Genomic DNA, 17335 nt, shown 5'->3' on the forward strand with positions numbered 1-17335 from the left:
ATCTATGTTGATCGCCTGAATTTCGTGCAGGCGTCAATGGCCTTATCTACTTCGGCCTACAGTGCTTCGTTTGCAGATCCGAGCAGGCCTGAAATTAAAAAGTCTTTTATGGTGGCTACTTTATTCAGCTTTATTACCGAGTTTAGCTTAGACCGGACTCATCAAAAGAGGGTGTTCCTCTGTTTCCAGGACATCGCAAGGAGACGGCATTATTGGAGTCTTCGAAGATATGCAGGCAATCGTGGTCTCATTCTCGATATTATCTTCGTAGATAACCAAAGCAGGCCGCAGCTTTCCTGGAGTCAGGTCGGAATTTGGAAAAGGAACGAGTATCTATATCGGACTTTCAAATCATCAACTGTATAGATATCAGGTTCGCTCGCTAAGAACTCATGCAGAGATCTCTCTGAGAGGATCATGAGCGACTTGGTGATGTCCTCGGGCTCCTCCCGGTCGTAGTCAAGTTTATGCTTCTGGTCTTTTCGCTCCAAAACCTCGCACATGATTATATCCCTCATCTCTTATTATTTAAATCATGATCGCTAGGCTTTGGGATTGAAATAATTTTTATAAAAGTTCATCTTAGCTCTTCAGATGAACATGAGTATGCCCCGCATCATGGTCATGCAGGTGCTCATGTACGAGCTTGCCGTGGATATGCATGTGCTCATGCACCAGATTGGATTCCATAAGGAGCTCATAATTGGAGAGAACTCTATTTGGAGTGTCATCCAGCTTGATCCTGTGGTCCTCACCCATTACAATTGACCTCTTGCTGATCATATCCATGATCTCTAGGTCGTGTGTAGCAGTGATGATGGTCTTCCCGGCATGAGATAGCTCTCTGAGAAGTTCTATCAGCCAGAGCTGGGTTCTGGGGTCAAGGCCCGCGGATGGCTCGTCCAATAGCAGCACATCGGGATTGTTCACCAGGACGGTGGCAATGCAGACCTTCTTCTTCTCCCCACCGCTCAGGGTGTGAGGCGCTCTGTCTCGCAGCTTTGCTATCTGCATCATCTCTATTATATCCTCAACCCTGGCTTTCACCTCCTCCAAAGGTATATTCAGCTGCAATGGGCCAAAGGCAATCTCCTCGAAGACCGTGGAGGAGAAAAGCTGGATGTCGGAGTTCTGAAAGACAAAGCCCACCTTTGTCCGGAAGTAGGTCCTGAATTTATTCTCCTTTATGGAGTCGAAGACCTCCTCGGTTACCGGATGGCCGAAGGCAAAAAAGTCGCCGGCCGTCGGATAGACCAGGCCGTTCAAGACGGCGAGCAGCGTTGACTTGCCGCTGCCGTTTGAGCCGATGATTGTGACCTGCTCTCCCCTATTGATCTTGATTGTGATATCCTTTAGGGCCTCGATCTTTCCCAGGTAGGAGTAAGATACATTCCTGAGGTCAAATATGGTGTCCATCTTCTCTTCCATGCTCCTATATCCGAGGGATATTCTGAGAGATCAGAAGGAGCACAATGCCCAGAGATATAGCTGTTGCCCCGGCGAGATAGTCACGATTCCTGAATTTGAATTCCTGCATAATATGCACCTCGCCGTTAAAGCCTCGGGAGGTCATGGCCATATGGACTTTCTCGCTCATGTCCAGGGATCTGATCAGGGTATAGCCCATCCTCCCTCCCACCCACTTCTGCTCGTCGAACAGCCCTCCTGCCCGGATGGTTCTCGCCTTCTTGGCGATGTACATCTCTCGCACCAGCTCCATCAGGAGGAAGATATAGCGATAGGCCATCTCCAGGGTGAGGACATACAGCTTTGGAACGCCCACAGATCTCAGGGATTTGAAGAGGACCTGCTTGGAGGTGGTGATGAAAAGCAATACTACTGCCGATACGCATGCTGCCACCCTCATGGTGAAGATCACAGCGGCTACAGTTCCCTGGCGGGTTATGTAGATCGATTCTGGAAGGGAGAACGGCCCCAGGTGAGCTCCCGGTCCGAGGATTGCCAGGTGAATGAGAGGGTCTCCCGGAATGAATATGTTGAAGATCATGGGCAGGGCAATGATCCCAGCGAAAACGGGAATGAAAAGCCATACCCTCTTGATGAAAAAGAGGACATCTATTTTGCTCAGATATGCGAAGAGCAGGGTGAGGAGATAGATGAATATCAGGACATTCAGATCTCCAATCAGGCTGGTTGCGAATACGATGGCCAGAATGGAGATCAGCTTCGCCCTTGGGTCCAGGCTTTGCAGAACGCCGGGCAGGCGGGAGCTGGCCTCAGAGACGAATGCCTCCTCCATGAAGCCTAATATCCCGTCTATCGTCTTTCCCACAAAACCCTTTTTGCCCTGGGCTGTCTCTGGAAACTGAAGTGGGCCAGCATCTACCTCTCTCATCCAATCCGGAATCATATGCTCCTTTTGTTACAGCCTACTGGTTGGAATGCTTTGTCCTCACAGGCACTAGCCGATGAGCGGTTATGTCCAAAGCTAGCGGATATCCTGGCCGACGTCTCCCTGGAGGGATAGTACTAATCCTTTGCGATCCTCTTTCCCAGAATGTATAGCAGGCCGCCTCCAATGATAACTCCTATCACCGCGGAGAGAATGTACGCCGCAGACGCTGCGGTCATTGAGTCTCCCATCCCGGGCAGGGCATAGTCTGGCATTGGCGCGCTCCAAAGGGATGAAAGCTCCTCTAAGCCTTCTGGAACATAGCCTATCTTCTCCTCTAGCTCCTCATTTCCCCATTCTCCAAAGGTCTCTCCCACTGCCAGCAGGCCAAGTGGCGCAAGGATGATGAGCGCAGCCAGGCCTACTATCAGGTTCCTTGTAGTCTTGTCCATGCTCTTTCCTCACAACGTTCCTGCCCTTCCCATTTTTATCCTCTCTCTAGCGGATAACTCACCATAAAGCAGGGTGGCATCGGTCTTTTGAATATAGGCGAAGATCAAAGCAGTTACCAACGCCTCGAGAATGGAAAATCCGAGCGCGTGCTCCAGTATCATTGCAGGCATGGTGATATTCAGGGAATAAGGCATAAAGACGGGAATTCCTTCTGCCGTTTGATGGAGGAGGGGTTGGATTCCGAACATGAAGCCGGTCAGAGCTGCCGCCAGGGTGAGCGATACATATCCTGCTATTGCTGCGGCAATGACCCTGCGTGAAGATGCGATATTAGTGCTTCCGCTCACTATCCTGTAGATATAATAAGCGGAAAAGGGCATCACTACGGCCATGTTGAAACAGTTGGCAGCAATGGCTGTGATCCCCCCATCTCCAAATATCAGGGCCTGCAATACCAGGGCCACCGTCACTGATATTACCGCTGCCCAGGGTCCCAGAACTATTCCTATTATCGCTGCTCCCACTGCGTGGCCAGTGCTGCCACCAGGTATTGGAACATTGAACATCATGATCACGAAGGAGAATGCCGCGGAGAGAGCAAGCAGGGGAACCTGCCTTGATCTGAGTTCGTTGCCCAACCGCCTTCCGGCGTAGATCCATATAGGGATCATTATTATCCATAATGCACCGTAAGTATAAGGCCCTAAATAGCCATCAGGAATGTGCATAGAAACACCCTTGGGCCAATTGTCCTTAGGTTATAAGAAGATATCGGATTCGTATATTATGTGTGAAAATTTTGCATCTATTATCATAAGATCATCTTTTTTCCTAGGGCAAAAAACAAGCGAGCATTTGATAAAGCGGTAGCGCTATTCAGAGTATGAAAGATGACTGAGACTACCACTGAAAAGAGCATACTGCTTCTGATCGCCCTGATGGCGGCCATTCTCTCTGCCCCTACCTCCTCTGCTGAGATCAAAGGGCAGACAGACGGGATACACGAGGGCACTGCCGACTTTGATCTCTCTGAATCCATAAACAGCACTGCGAACAGCATCGCCCCTGCAGAGCATAATGGATTCACAATTTATAATGCCACAGCATCTATGAACGGCGGCGCAGATGGGGAGTTCAACGGCACAGTATATCGTCTGGGCGAGTTGGTGACCGAGGTTACAGTACCGGTCAATGCCAGCCGGCTTAATCTCACCCTGCCAGAGAAGGTGGATAATATCACCCTTTATGATGAAGCCGGAAGAATGGTTAAGATAAATAGCAGCCAGAGTTTCTGGCAGGGAAACTACATCTACAGCCTGGACTTTGAAAGGCATGTCGAGGGAAGGCTGGTCTACAACTTGACTTCACAGGGCCAGCAGTTTGTGATATCAATCCGAGATAAAGGACCGGTAAGAGTAATCCTGCCAGAAGGATATGCCACTGGAGACCGCCTGCTGGGAATAGCCTGGCCCCCACCTGACATGATCGCGAGCGCAGAAAAAAAGAGTGCTCTCACCTGGTATAATACCACTAAGGTATCCTATATTGAGGTGAACTACTATCGAGATAATGCCCGTGAAGCCTTGGCGATAATCATATCCATCCTCGCCCTGGCAGCGATTGCCCTGCTCGTTGAGTATTACTTCAGCATCAGAAAGCTGAGATCATTGAGGATGGAGAAGGAAGAAGAGTCCATGAAGAAGAATTAACCCGTCCCAATAGAAATTCGGATACAATCAAGGGGATGTGCAATGAGTAAAACAATAACCATTTGCGATGGGATCTATGCTGTGGGGGGACCGAATCTCTCCCGTTCCGAGGATGCATATGTCTATCTTGTCGATGCAAAGAGCTGTCTGGTTTTAATAGACGCTGGTGTAGGATATGGAAATGATAAGATAGAAAAGAACATCAGATCTCTGGGCTCCGAGCCAGCACAGGTCTGGCATATTATTGCCACCCACTGCCACATCGATCATATCGGAGGACTTCACCTCTGGCGGGATAAGTACGGCAGCAAGATCATTGCCCATGAACTGGACCGGGCTGGCATAGAGGGCAAGAATAATGAGCTGACGGCCGCCAGCATGTACGGGGTTGACTACCGGCCGGTCATGCTTGATACCATCCTCTCTGGCGAGCATAATCAGATCCGTCTGGGAGAGATGGAATTTAAGGTCCTTCACACCCCCGGCCACACTCCTGGAAGCATCTCGGTTTATATCGATACCCCTGAAGGCAGGGTTCTCTTCGGCCAGGATATACACGGCCCGTTCTCTCCCTCCTGGGGTTCTGATATGGTGGAGTGGAGGAGATCGATGAGAAAACTCCTTGACCTTGAGGCCGATTTTCTCTGCGAGGGGCATGCTGGGATCTACAGAGGCGAGGAGATCAGAGAATATATTGAGGGCTATTTGAGAAGATATAGCTCGAGCTGAGTTTCTCTTTTTTTGGCTCTTCGCTGAATTATGTGGGTGAGTTCAGGCAGAGAATATGGCCTCTGTTCCTCTGTGCCTCTGTGGTTGGGTCAGTGCATCGCGGTTCACCACAGAAGGCACGGAGACATAAAGTTTTTCCGATTTACGTTCACCCATGACAAATAGCGAGGAGCCCTTTTTTATTATTACTACCCTGGCTTAATCTATAGCCCGCCATCAGGCTCAAGCCTCGAGCACCATAACTTCCTTTCCTGATATATCTTTTTGCGAGATCGATATCTTCCTCTCCAGAAAATGCTCTGCAGTCCATATATTAGTACTGGTGTGCAGGGATATCTCCCGGGTGCTATAGCTACCTCCTGCCAGGGCTAGATAGGGAATCAGCTGATCGGCCAGATGAACATCCACAGATGCGCCAGATGCAAGCTCCAAAGCCAGCTCCTCTGCGGCGCTCTTTCCTACCCTTTCTGCAGGAAGACCTCTCTTGCCCAGGCTGCTGGCACCAATATGGACTCTGGGAGAATCCGACCAAAGGGTAATGCCGCTACCCGTTGACGGCAGCCTGAGGACCTCCCGGGCTATGTTGGCCTCAAAGCCTGCCTCCAGAAGAGCTCCGGCCGCTGCATCCGCCTGTCTTTTGGCCACATTCTCGGGCAGGTTTGAGCAATGGGATATTCCGGAGATTTCCATTTCAGATCGATCGCCGGAAGCGTTCCTGACGCCTGTGCTCTCCAGATGAGCGGCCTGGAGTTCCGAGGGCTCGATACTGCAGACCACATTTCCCTGGCCATGGGGGTAGTATCCTCTCTTCTCCAGCTTCAGGCTCGCTTTGGCCCCGAAACGCTGCAGAGCGGGCAGGAAGACGTTCTGGAAGTAATCGACAGTTGGCGACCACTGCACATCAGTTCCACCCTGAACCGATAAGGTTGTGGGTGTATTGGCCCGAAGCAGTGCAGGGAGGAGACATTGAAGGAGAAGAGTCGCGCTTCCGGCAGTCCCTATGGAGATCTCATAGCTGCCACCTTGAATCTCGCCTGGAGAGAAGCTGATCTCTGATGATCCTGGGCTGATGCCTGAGGTCTTGGCCTGGCATATGCTGGCCAGAGCAGCAATAGCATGGGCATGCTGAGCTGCCAGTCCGGGCTTTGGACGGCCTTGCCTTATCTTGCTTATGTGGACCGATTTCCCAGTGACCGCACAAAGTGCCACAGCCGTCCTGACGATCTGGCCGCCCCCTTCTCCAAAGGAGCCGTCTATCTCAATCATAATAGATCCTTTTTTTTAACAGGGCAATTTCCATCTTATGCGTAGATTGCGAACAAGTTAAACCTTTGCCGGGAATATCCAATGCGAGTTGCCAGGGGGCGATGAAATCGCAATTTCTCGCGGGCTTGAGACTGAACTGAGATGAAATCGATTCTGCCACTGTTTTATCAGGGAATCTGCTTTACAAAAGGCCTATTTGACAGGAGAAGCCAAAGGCAAAGACACAATACCCCCACCAGGATATTCATCAATCCCAAGATCCGAATGGTATTGCTCCACTCCTGAGAGATGACGGTCATGCCCATGCTGCCCATTAGAATCCCAAAACAGCTCATGAGAGCAGAGGCAGAGCCGGTATCTTCCTCTTGTTGCTCCAGCATCAGATTTGCGCCCGGGGTCCGGATGCAGCTTCCCATAATCGTCGCCGGAAAAAGGCATAATGCGAATATCCAGGGCTGAAGGCTGCCAAGATGGTACACCAGCAGCCCTCCGAGAAATGTAGAGATGAAGCCGGCGATGATAATCGAATAGCGGCGAAACCTCTTAGATAGACGCAGATAAAGCATGGGCCCCCCAATCATCCCCAGGGCATTGAAGGCGAAATAGAGGGAAAAGAGCTTCTCGCTCAAGCCGAAGCCGTTTATGTAAATGTATGAGGATGAGGCGATGAAGGCCATAGAGGAGAAGCTGAGCATGGAGAATACGATTAACAGGGACAAAAATCCAGGGTTTTTCAACACCACTGCCAGCCTCCCGATGGACTGGCTCAATGTACCGGTATATCTCGTATTTAGCGTCTCCACCAGGGCCAGGCTACCAGAGAAAGCGATAAGCCCTATGACTCCCAGGACCACAAACACCCCTCTCCAGGATGTGAACCCTAAAAGGAGCGCTCCTAAGACTGGTGCCGCCATGGGTGATATGAGGACCATGGAGGAGACCCAGGCCAGGATCATCTCCCGGTTGCGGCTGTCGTACACATCCTTGATCATGGCCATGGCCACTGCCGAGGCTGAGCTTCCTCCAATAGCCTGGAGGATGCGAAAGGCGATGAGCTGATTGATATCCTGGGAGATGGCGCAGAGGAATCCTGCCAGAGAATAGATGGCAAGGCCAGCTATCAGAATGGGGCGCCGGCCGTATTTATCGCTCAGAGGCCCCCAGAAGAGCATCCCCGCGGCAAAAACGATGAAGAAGAATATCAGCGTGAGATTGACCTGCTCAGCTGATACCTGGAAATATTTGGACATGCCGGGCAGGGCCGGAAGATAGAGATCCGTAGATAGGGGAACGAATGCGCTCAGAAATGCGATGAGGGCGATAAGGCCCCTGTTGCCCAGATATTTCTGTCTCTTGCCCCCGGAGACAAAGGCTGATTGGGAATCCGTCATCTCTTGGGCAATCTCCTGCCCAAAATCCCAATCCATGGCATCTCTGTGCTCGATATCTGAATGACGGACATCCAAGCGGCCGGAATTCTTACATTCAACTGCAAGAGGCTTCAGTCTCCCTTGACAGTTCCATCCAGCTCTTTTTTCCTGCGCAATAGATCACACAGCTTATTGGCACTGGCTACCACCGTCTTTCTGCCGATGCGGTCTTCAGCTGCTGGCCGAACGGCAATGCCTCCGAAATGAGCATCATCACCAACCACTATCATTCCCTGGATGTGCATCCAGGCGTGAATGCTCTCCAGGGTCTTCTCCTGGCCGCCGTTTCTGGAGCCACCAACGGCTATCGCGCAGCCAATCTTATTCCTGAGCCTGAAGCCCTGCCTGCGGAGGGGAATGGTCCGGTCGAAGATCGCCTTGAGCTGGGCAGTGACGTTTCCGAAGTAGACGGGCGAGGCCACAATTATGCCTTCTGCCTCTTGCATTGCCCTCAGGACCTTGTGCATATCATCTTTATTGGGACAGGGTTTGCCTTTGCTGCAGTCTCCGCAGTCGCTGCAAAAATCAAAATTCAGCTCTGAGCAGAGCAGCCTTTCCGTCTGAAAGCCATATTCAGCAGCTACCGCCAGTGCCTCGTTTAGCAAGAACTCGGTGTTGCCGGCCTTCCTGGGACTGCCTGAGATGCCTACTATTTTCATTATTTCTTTCACAGTTCAGTAGATTGCAGGAGACGAATATATGCTTTTGCGGTTCGACCTGCCGATGGCAAAGTTAATATCTAATACCCTAATTTTATTATGGGATTAAAATGAATGCTGAGATCACATCGCTTCTGGAACAGGATGTCTATACTCAGAAAGGCATCTATGTGGGCAGGGTGGACGATGCCGTCTTAGATCCTGACAACGGGGTGGTAAGCGGACTGGCTTTGGGAGACGTCAACCGGGATCTTTTCGATAGCAAGGGCAAAGGGATCGTCATCCCTTACCGCTGGGTCACTGCTGTCGGCGACATCATAATAATCAGGCACCTGAGTAGAAATGCAAAGGCTGAGCCAAAAGTCAGCTAACTGGGAGATCTATTCCGGTCTTCGGGCCCGTCCCCCTCTGGTAGCAAGGGCAGATGGCCGGGGCTTCAAGAATATCCTGGCTGGATTCAAGAAGCCTTACGATGCAGGCTTCGCGAGCGCAATGGCATCCTCAGCCAGCGGCTTGTTCGAGGATTCGGGGCTCAGTCCTCTCCTGGCATTCATGTTCTCCGATGAGATCAATCTCATCTTCCTGTCTGCTCCCTTTGGGGGACGGATAGAGAAGATAGATTCCCTGGTCGCGGGCTCATTATCTGCTGCTCTCTCTCTCCAGCTAGCAAAGCCCGTCTCAATGGACTGCCGGACCATTCCCCTGTGCAAGGCCGAGATCAGAGAATACCTAATTGAGCGGCAGAACGAGACCTGGAGAAACCATGTCTTCTCTTATGGATTTTATATGCTGCAGGATGAAGGAATCGATCCGGCCGGAGCCATGGAGAGGCTGCGGGGAATGAAAGAGCATGAGATTCATGAGCTGGTCTTCCAGAGAGGAATAAACCTGGCCAAGACTCCTTCCTGGGAGAGAAGGGGAATAATGATCTATCGCGATGAAAGAAGAATCTTGCAGGATTGGGAGCTGCCTCTCTTCTCTTCTCGAAAAGGGGAGGAGCTGCTGGCCCGGATTATCATCAGTCGCTCTGGGAGAGAAGGGTGAAGTAATTCTTTATAATCTCTCTATTCTCAGGAGGAAGGCTCTCAATATAGAGTTCTGACGGCACTGCTCCTGCCTCTCCTGCTTGAGACTGCTGAAAGACCCTCTCCACGGGTTTGGTATTTGTAGGGATGGAGCCCGCGCCCGTTCCAGGAGATAGGACTAAAGGAAGCTTATTCTCGTTCAGGACGGCGAGAGATGGATTGCCAAATAGGTTTTCGCTCAGATTCATGTTTTGGCTTATATCCGGCTGGGGTTTATCCTCCTGGAAGATGCCGGCGGCTCTGTCCTTCAGCTCGATGATCGACTGGAGATCTGCGGTCTCGACAAGATTTCCCTGCGCTAAGAGCGCCACCACTGCTGAAAGGAGGATGGCAGTCATCACTCTTCCGCTCAGCTGTCTTCTATCCAGAATCTGGGAGGGTTTGATTCCTGCCAAACTCAGTTTGAGCTCCTCGGCCAGGCTCTGCATGGGAAGAGAATCAAGATCTTTGTTGTCAAAGGCGGTTTTAGCTTTCTCAGATAATTCCGAGCCTAAAAGCGGAAAGACATCAGCCTTCTTGCGTCTCTTGAAAAAGGTGGCTAGAGCAACTCCTGAAATTATGGAGACAATGGCAGGCAATGCCGATAGGATAAAGCTATCCTGATAGTAGAATTTCATAAGAGTGGTCAATCCCAGATACTGCATGAGGGCATAGATCGCGATGGCGATTATAATGGCGTTGAGAGCCCATACTGTTCGCTCAAAACGACGATATTCCCTCATCAGTCGAGCCAATGGTCGTAGGAACTCATAGTGCCCATTCACATAGTTTAATCTGATGATGCGGATAAGTAGTTTTTGGAAGTTCAGTCTGCCCTCCCCCCTGGTCATCGGATGAGCAAGGGAGTGATAAGAGTTTAGGGCTGGGAAAATTCATCTGCGGACAAGAGCGGCCGATTTGTTTGGATTAGATGTTTGAGGATGCGTGTTTTTCTCCCGATGCCATGGTCCTGTCATGGTTCTGTCATGCTCACCCAACTTCACGATGCGGCTTGAATTGCCGATGGAAGAGAAACATCAAATATATGCAATGGCCTAAATGGAGAATCGGAAGGTTTTTTCAATGATTCAAGAAGAACTCTCAAAAACGCTCAATCCGAAGCAGGTCCAGTACATGAGGATGGATCTTCCTGATCCGAGGAACGGCGAGTATCTTCTGGCTGTGTTTCACCTGATCCCCAGCGGCGAGCTCAACATTATGCAAGCCGCAGCCGAGGTCGCAGCTGAGAGCTCAACAGGCACCAATTTTGCCGTGAAGACCGAGACTCCCTTCTCAAGGGTGATGAACGCCCTCGTCTACAAGGTTGACATCGAGAAGAACCTGGTCTGGATCGCCTATCCCTGGCGCCTGTTCGATAGAAACGGCAACGTCCAGAACATCATGACCTACATCGCCGGGAACGCCCTCGGCATGAAGGAGATCAAGGCTCTCAAGCTCCTGGACATCTGGTTCCCCCCCTCCATGCTGGAGCAGTACGACGGCCCAAGCTATACACTCGACGACATGAGAACCTACCTCAATGTGCACGACAGGCCGATACTCGGGACCATAATCAAACCCAAGATGGGGCTCACCTCTTCGGAGTACGCCGAGGTCTGCTATGACTTCTGGGTGGGCGGAGGCGACTTCGTCAAGAACGACGAGCCCCAAGCCGACCAGGACTTCTGCCCCTACGACAAAATGGTCAAGTATGTCAAGATGGCAATGGACAAGGCGGTCAAGGAGACGGGGAAGAAGAAGGTCCACTCGTTCAACGTATCCTCGGCCGATTTCGACACCATGATCGAAAGGTGCGAGATGATCAGGGAGGCGGGCTTCGAGCCGGGTTCATACGCCTTCCTCATAGACGGCATCACCGCCGGGTGGATGGCGGTGCAGACGCTGAGACGGAGGTATCCGGATGTCTTTTTGCACTTCCACAGGGCAGGCCACGGTGGCTTTACCAGGCCGGAGAACCCCATTGGCTTCTCAGTGCTAGTGCTCTCCAAGTTTGCCAGGTTGGCAGGCGCATCAGGTATCCACACCGGGACGGCAGGCGTCGGCAAGATGGCAGGCAGTCCCGAGGAGGACGTAACTGCGGCGAGGAACATCCTGAAAGTCGAGGGAAAGGGTCACTTCTTCACCCAGAACTGGGGAAGGATCCCGCCGCAGGACGACGATGCCATCAAGATGGTCGAGATGGACGATGCTCACCACGTTGTCCTGGAGGACGACTCCTGGCGCGGCCTCAAGAAATGCTGCCCGATCATCTCTGGAGGACTAAACCCGACGCTCCTCGAGCCTTTCATCGATGTCATGGGAGGAATCGATTTCATTACGACCATGGGCGCGGGTTGCCACGCTCACCCGAGAGGAACACGCGCTGGTGCGATGGCCCTTGTGCAGGCATGCGAAGCCTACAAGAATAAGATCGACATCGCGGACTATGCGAAGGATCACAGAGAACTCGCCGAGGCGATCGAGTTCTTCAGCAAGAAGAAAAAGAAGTGATCTTTTATATCCAGTTGATATTTTTTATTTTTCCTTTTTCATTAAGCCACAATATCGCAAAGCCCAGAAGCCAAGCCGTTAGGAGTAAGTTTGTAGATCTTACCACCTAAATCAACTGTTACATGATTTTCATGCGGGGTTGCGTCGAAATTATGAGTAACAAGATAAAAAGCCAGATCCTTAACACCCATGCTCGGATCGTCGAAGCCGGATATCAACGAATTCAGACTAGATAATGAATCATTCGATGCACTCACCAATGACATGCTCGCCGCAAATGTGAACAAGATGAAACTTATTGCACATATATTCCTCCTGGGCATAGCTGCATCTAAAAACTCGATAAGTCATATAGACGATTGCATCCATTTTTCAGTCAAAATTAACGGATTTGACCAATGCTCGGTAGTATGTCGATTCTTCTGTAAATTGGCTGGCCCTGTTATCCCACAAGTCAATCCGCATGGATCATGACCAAGCAATGCCGAAATATTCTTATGAAAATAGCCCGCATAGATAGACATCCAATATGCATCCCCGCACTTATGGAGAATTTATCATGAGAATTGCTGCTTTAGCCCGTATGGTAGCTTTGATGTCTCTATCGGTCTTAGCTGCCATTACCTTATGTATAGCTTCCGATCAGACCGCTTCGGCGGACGAGGTTATCGCCTTTTTGGATGAAGCTGTAGCTTATGTGGACAACAATGGTATGGAGAACGCTCTCCAAGAGTTCAACGATCCAACTGGATCTTTTGTTCGGGGAGATCTCTACATCTTCGCATATGATTTCAATGGAACCTGCCTCGCCCATCCTATCAATCCTGAATTGGTCGGCCAAACCAGCCTGTTGGATATCAATGATGTGGATGTGGTAGGCCGCGAGATTGCATTGGCTAAGAGAGGCGGCGGAACTATGTATATCGTCTTCCCGAATCCATCTCATGAAGGCAAGGAGGAGCTAAAACAACTCCATCTTGAGAGTGTTAATGATAGCATGTACCTTGGATCTGGGCGGTACCTTTCTGACATTCAGGCATCATTCGATCAGGGGGAAAGAGATGAGCTTGTAGATTTTGTGAATGAAGCCTTGAAGTACGCCCAGGAGAATGGCAAAGAGAAAGCTCTTCAGGCATTCAACGATCCAGAAGGCAATTTCGCCCGAGACGGACTTTACATCTTTGCCTACGACTATGAGGGACAGAACTTGGCGCTTTCCCATCAGCCTGAGCTGGTCGGCACAAACCGCATCGATGCTCAGGATCCCAATGGAGTATATTTCATTCAGCAGATCACAGATATGGCCAAAAATGGAGATGGCTTTGCCTATTACGTCTACCCAGACCCATCTAACAACATGACCCAAGAATTGAAGCTCAGCTACGTTATGGATGTCGATGGTACCTGGTTCCTGGGATCGGGCATCTATTCAAGCGATTAGGATTCAAGCTGCGGGGGGAGAGCTCAGCCCCCTCAGTATCCTTCAACAGTGGCATCTATAGTCCCAACCTACCTCGATTCAATGCGAGCCCCTCCTGCAAAGCAAAACCGATTAGGTCACATCCTCCTGCCAATGGTGACGTTCTCAAATGCCTTTTTCATAATTCCCATTCCATGGGACGACAGGAGACTGTGGCACGGTCACGAATCGCCATTGAGAATAATATTAATAAATTATATAATTATAATAATAGCCTGGATTAAACTTAAATAGTCGAATAGCATACCTGGCTGCAGGAGGTTTTTCCAAAAATTTGGGAGTATTAAGCCCCAATTATTCTGACATACAGATCATTATTGAAAAATTGTAATATATTAGTCAGAGATTTTTTTGAATCTGGATCAAAATTTGCGGAAGTGAGAGAATGAAGTTATGCTCAAAGGCCGTTTTTGCGGCTGCCATTTTATTGATTGCGTTTAGCGAGATTTCAGTTATCTATGCAGAATCTGCCGATACGAGGAATGATGCGACCGAATACACCATTGCTGCCAACCTGCTGGCCAACAATTCTCCCGCCTGGAGCAACAACCAGGAAGACTTCGATTTTGCCAATAGAGGGTTCATCGCTACCGATAGTCCCCTGATCATCCCCTCTCTCTATCCGGGTTTCACCTCCTGGAATATGGAAGAGTTCTCCTTCCTGGACAATGCGACCTGTCCGGATACAATAAACCCCCTTCTCTACAGGCATGCAAAGCTGAACAAGATCAACGGTCTATTCGAGGTCGTAGCTGGCATCTACCAGGTCAGAGGATACGATCTCACATCAATGAGCCTCATCAAAAGCGATACCGGCTGGATAATCATAGATCCCATGATGACTGTGGAGACCGCCAGGGCGGCCATGGACCTGGTTAACAGAACACTGGGATACTATCCGGTCAAGGCAGTCATCTATTCTCACCCTCATGTGGATCATTACCAGGGAGTGAAGGGAGTGATCACTGAGAAGCAGGTTGCATCGGGTGAGGTTGAGGTCATAGCCCCTGCTGGATTCATGGACCATGCAATCAGCGAGAATGTCTATGCTGGGACGGCTATGCAAAGGCGGGGCATGTACATGTACGGAGGCCTCCTTCCTCATGATGAGAAGGGTCTTGTGGATAACGGTCTGGGAAAACGAACCCCATTTGGATCGGCATCCCTCATCGCTCCGACGATCGATATCACCGAGACCGGCCAGAACCTGACCATCGACGGAGTCGATATGCAGTTCCATTACTGCACCAATACGGAAGCTCCCGTGGAGATAGACATCTGGTTCCCAGATCACAAAGCGCTTTTCATGGCTGAGAATTGCGTGGCAACGCTGCATAACATTCTGACTCTGCGGGGAGCACAGATCAGGGATCCTCTCTCCTGGGCAGAATGCCTGGATGAGGCACGAAGGCTTTACGGAGACCAGGCAGAGGTGGTGTTTACCGCCCACAACTGGCCCAGGTACGGTAACGATAAGGTCATTGAGCTTTTAGAAAACCAGCGGGATATGTACAAGTACATCAATGATCAGACCCTGAACCTCATCAACAAGGGCTATACCATGGATGAGATCGCAAATATGATCGTTCTTCCCCAATCCCTGCAGAAGTACTGGTATACTCATGGATTCTACGGCCAGATATACATGGGTGTAAAGGCCACATATCAGAAATACCTGGGATTCTACGATGCCAATCCCATCAACCTGAAACGGCTTCCTCCTGAGGAGTTTGCCCGAAATATAACCGAGTACATGGGAGGGGCAGATGCTGTCCTGGAGAGGCTGGCCAGAGATTATGACGCTGGCAACTATCAACTGGTGGCCACTATCGCCAATTACCTGGTCTTTGCTGATCCCGACAATATAAAGGCCCGTGAGATGGAGGCTGCTGCCCTGGAGCAGCTTGGATATCAGGCGGAATCTGGACCGGCCCGGAATGCCTATCTGGTGGGAGCTATGGAGCTTCGCAGCAAAGAGCCAGTGCAGGCAATGAACATGATATCTGCAGATGTGATATCTGCCATGTCAATCAACCAGCTCTTAGACTACATAGCAGTGAGGCTGAATAGCCAGAAGGCGGACGGCGAGGACTTCAGGATGAACATGATAATCAATGATACCGGCGAGAGCGCACTGATTCAGGTCAATAACAGCGTGCTGGTCTACTGGATCGATGAGCACTCAGATGAAGCTGCCCTCACTGTCCATATGCCGCGCAAGACTCTTGAACAGCTGGCGCTCGATCCATCCGTTCCACCGGCAAATGTGACCATTGAAGGAGATGCCTCGGTGTTTGAGGGATTTGTTGGGGTGCTGGACCTATTTGATCCCTCATTCAACATTATCCTTCCCTAAACTTTTTCCGGGGCAACCATTCTGAGGGAGACAAATCCTTTTTTCTTTTTTTATATCTTCAATCCAAGAGCTTTTGCTATTCGCGTTGTTTTTCGGTATATTTTAGCCTTCTTGGCGTCGGATACTCCGGCCGGAGTAGAGAAATACATGGTTGGGACAGACTGGAAGCGAGATCGTGACTCTCTGGCAAACATCGCGTGAGGGCATCCGTCCCCCCAGTTACCTATCTCTTATATCAGCTTCCTACCCGTGGATCCTCGCCACCCGCCCCACCTGGCCGTCGGCGAGACGGACCTTGATCCCGTGAGGGTGGAAAGAAGAGTTCGTCAGGATCTGCGCTACCACTCCCTCGGTCCTCTTCCCCGTCCTCTGGTCCTTCTTGAGGACTATCTCCACCTTCAGCCCCGGCTTTATGTCCTTCCTATTCTTCCCGTCCATGCTCTTCCTTTCCCTTTCATATGTGAGCTTCAGCGTCCGTGGGTCTTGGAGGTGTCGAAGACCATCTCTTCATCGAGCCTGCCAGCGTATCGGACAGGCACGGAGTCGCCGGCCTTTGCCTCATCCATCTCCGGGCCTCCCGGATGATAGTCATAGATCCGATAGATATTTAGATGGCGGTTTATCCCTGGAATGGGACTGGATGAAATGGAATGATCTGATATCGCTTATAGTGGGCCGAGCCGATCACGTCACATCCTTGTAGCCGGTGGTGACATTCTCGAAGAGCTCCCTTAATCTGCCTGCAATCTCCGGCGAGAGCCTTCTTTCAACCGCATCCAAGAAGACCTCCGCACATTGCGGTGCAATGCACAACAGGCATTCCGAGCCGTCCATGGCCCTCTCCGCCAGATACTTGAGATCCTCATCAGGCAGCTTATCCAGCCTGAACAGAAAATCCTCCCTATCGGTTATATAGTATCTGGAGATGGATGCAAGCAAGCTGCCCGCTTCTCCTTTTTCCAGCTCTTCGATGTGCGGCTTGACCAACTTTTTCAATATGTGAATATCCTTTCGGTTGAGCTTCTTCATCCACATCACCTGCACCATCAATTGTTACCTTTCCTTATATTCCTATGCTAATCGATGCAAAAAATATGGCATAATCAGGAATGAGAAGCAGCAATGCAGAGCAACTGCCCGGGATATCCGTAAAGGGGGCCAAGATCTTGCTGAATTCTGCTGGAACGAAGATCCAAAAAGGCGCTAAAATGCCCGCAGAGGTCCGTTCGGTCCAGGCAATCTGAGAGTCACAAGGCGAGAAAGATCATAATAAAAGAAACCTCATGATCCGATGCTTCATCTTATTTCGCATTTCCACCGACAGG

General features: G+C 50.5%; 18 protein-coding genes. 8 read left to right on the forward strand and 10 right to left on the reverse strand.

Translation table 11 applies throughout. The annotated features are described in order from the left end of the window. Nucleotides 1–366 (forward strand): hypothetical protein (locus BP727_RS02360; protein WP_286857205.1); only part of this gene is annotated, 366 nt, incomplete at its 5' end. Between the two features lie 216 nt (nucleotides 367–582). On the opposite strand, the gene BP727_RS02365 is transcribed toward BP727_RS02360, so the two are convergent. The 4 genes from BP727_RS02365 to cbiM form a co-directional block, all read right to left on the reverse strand. Then, a complete protein-coding gene (locus BP727_RS02365; RefSeq protein WP_048133337.1) occupies nucleotides 583–1416 on the reverse strand; it encodes an ATP-binding cassette domain-containing protein in 834 nt (277 codons plus the stop codon). Between the two features lie 16 nt (nucleotides 1417–1432). After that, complete coding sequence (gene cbiQ / locus BP727_RS02370) at nucleotides 1433–2371, reverse strand: cobalt ECF transporter T component CbiQ (protein ID WP_287848747.1); 939 nt, start codon at nucleotides 2369–2371, stop codon at nucleotides 1433–1435. A 119-nt stretch (nucleotides 2372–2490) separates the two neighbouring features. Then, entirely contained in the window at nucleotides 2491–2805 is a 315-nt protein-coding gene (locus BP727_RS02375; protein WP_048132509.1) for a PDGLE domain-containing protein, read from the reverse strand. A 9-nt stretch (nucleotides 2806–2814) separates the two neighbouring features. Next, a complete protein-coding gene (cbiM, locus tag BP727_RS02380) occupies nucleotides 2815–3534 on the reverse strand; it encodes a cobalt transporter CbiM (RefSeq protein WP_048132513.1) in 720 nt (239 codons plus the stop codon). Between the two features lie 162 nt (nucleotides 3535–3696). Here cbiM and BP727_RS02385 point away from each other — a divergent pair, with 162 nt between their 5' ends. Next, a complete protein-coding gene (locus BP727_RS02385; RefSeq protein WP_013720413.1) occupies nucleotides 3697–4515 on the forward strand; it encodes a DUF5803 family protein in 819 nt (272 codons plus the stop codon). Nucleotides 4516–4557: 42 nt separating this feature from the next. Further along, nucleotides 4558–5244, forward strand: coding sequence for an MBL fold metallo-hydrolase (locus BP727_RS02390; RefSeq protein WP_273278575.1), 687 nt, complete (start codon nucleotides 4558–4560; stop codon nucleotides 5242–5244). 222 nt (nucleotides 5245–5466) lie between these two features. Here the strand turns inward: BP727_RS02390 and rtcA are convergent, their stop codons facing one another. From rtcA to BP727_RS02405, 3 genes are all read right to left on the reverse strand, one after another. Beyond that, on the reverse strand, nucleotides 5467–6510 hold the full coding sequence (rtcA, locus tag BP727_RS02395; protein ID WP_273278576.1) for an RNA 3'-terminal phosphate cyclase: 1044 nt from the start codon (nucleotides 6508–6510) through the stop codon (nucleotides 5467–5469). A 167-nt stretch (nucleotides 6511–6677) separates the two neighbouring features. Further along, nucleotides 6678–7901: a multidrug effflux MFS transporter gene (locus BP727_RS02400; RefSeq protein WP_324306691.1), complete on the reverse strand. Its 1224-nt coding sequence runs from the start codon at nucleotides 7899–7901 to the stop codon at nucleotides 6678–6680. Nucleotides 7902–8011: 110 nt separating this feature from the next. Continuing rightward, nucleotides 8012–8599 (reverse strand): flavodoxin family protein, encoded by a 588-nt coding sequence (locus tag BP727_RS02405; RefSeq protein WP_342766265.1) that lies wholly within the window; start codon nucleotides 8597–8599, stop codon nucleotides 8012–8014. Nucleotides 8600–8709: 110 nt separating this feature from the next. Here BP727_RS02405 and BP727_RS02410 point away from each other — a divergent pair, with 110 nt between their 5' ends. Beyond that, nucleotides 8710–8970 carry a PRC-barrel domain-containing protein gene (locus tag BP727_RS02410; RefSeq protein ID WP_013720418.1) on the forward strand — a complete coding sequence of 87 codons (261 nt, stop codon included), beginning with the start codon at nucleotides 8710–8712 and terminating at the stop codon, nucleotides 8968–8970. Continuing rightward, a complete protein-coding gene (locus tag BP727_RS02415) occupies nucleotides 8942–9643 on the forward strand; it encodes a tRNA(His) guanylyltransferase Thg1 family protein (protein ID WP_286857209.1) in 702 nt (233 codons plus the stop codon). The genes BP727_RS02410 and BP727_RS02415 overlap by 29 nt, the downstream gene beginning before the upstream one ends. Here the strand turns inward: BP727_RS02415 and BP727_RS02420 are convergent. Continuing rightward, a complete protein-coding gene (locus tag BP727_RS02420) occupies nucleotides 9618–10418 on the reverse strand; it encodes a hypothetical protein (protein WP_286857210.1) in 801 nt (266 codons plus the stop codon). The two genes, BP727_RS02415 and BP727_RS02420, sit on opposite strands and share 26 nt — an antisense overlap. Nucleotides 10419–10746: 328 nt before the next feature. Between BP727_RS02420 and BP727_RS02425 the strand changes: the two genes are divergently transcribed. The 3 genes from BP727_RS02425 (at nucleotide 10747) to BP727_RS02435 (ending at nucleotide 16010) form a co-directional block, all read left to right on the forward strand. Further along, nucleotides 10747–12174: a ribulose-bisphosphate carboxylase gene (locus BP727_RS02425; protein ID WP_013720421.1), complete on the forward strand. Its 1428-nt coding sequence runs from the start codon at nucleotides 10747–10749 to the stop codon at nucleotides 12172–12174. A gap of 559 nt (nucleotides 12175–12733) precedes the next feature. Then, nucleotides 12734–13615, forward strand: coding sequence for a cache domain-containing protein (locus BP727_RS02430; RefSeq protein WP_013720422.1), 882 nt, complete (start codon nucleotides 12734–12736; stop codon nucleotides 13613–13615). Nucleotides 13616–14039: 424 nt separating this feature from the next. Then, nucleotides 14040–16010 carry an alkyl/aryl-sulfatase gene (locus tag BP727_RS02435; RefSeq protein WP_013720423.1) on the forward strand — a complete coding sequence of 657 codons (1971 nt, stop codon included), beginning with the start codon at nucleotides 14040–14042 and terminating at the stop codon, nucleotides 16008–16010. A 243-nt stretch (nucleotides 16011–16253) separates the two neighbouring features. On the opposite strand, the gene BP727_RS02440 is transcribed toward BP727_RS02435, so the two are convergent. Next, nucleotides 16254–16448 carry a YwbE family protein gene (locus BP727_RS02440; protein WP_013720424.1) on the reverse strand — a complete coding sequence of 65 codons (195 nt, stop codon included), beginning with the start codon at nucleotides 16446–16448 and terminating at the stop codon, nucleotides 16254–16256. A gap of 246 nt (nucleotides 16449–16694) precedes the next feature. Next, nucleotides 16695–17039: a hypothetical protein gene (locus tag BP727_RS02445; protein ID WP_157863831.1), complete on the reverse strand. Its 345-nt coding sequence runs from the start codon at nucleotides 17037–17039 to the stop codon at nucleotides 16695–16697. Between the last annotated feature and the right edge of the window lie 296 nt (nucleotides 17040–17335).

Source organism: Methanosaeta sp. UBA356 (genome assembly GCF_002496465.1).
GTDB lineage: Archaea > Halobacteriota > Methanosarcinia > Methanotrichales > Methanotrichaceae > Methanothrix > Methanothrix soehngenii.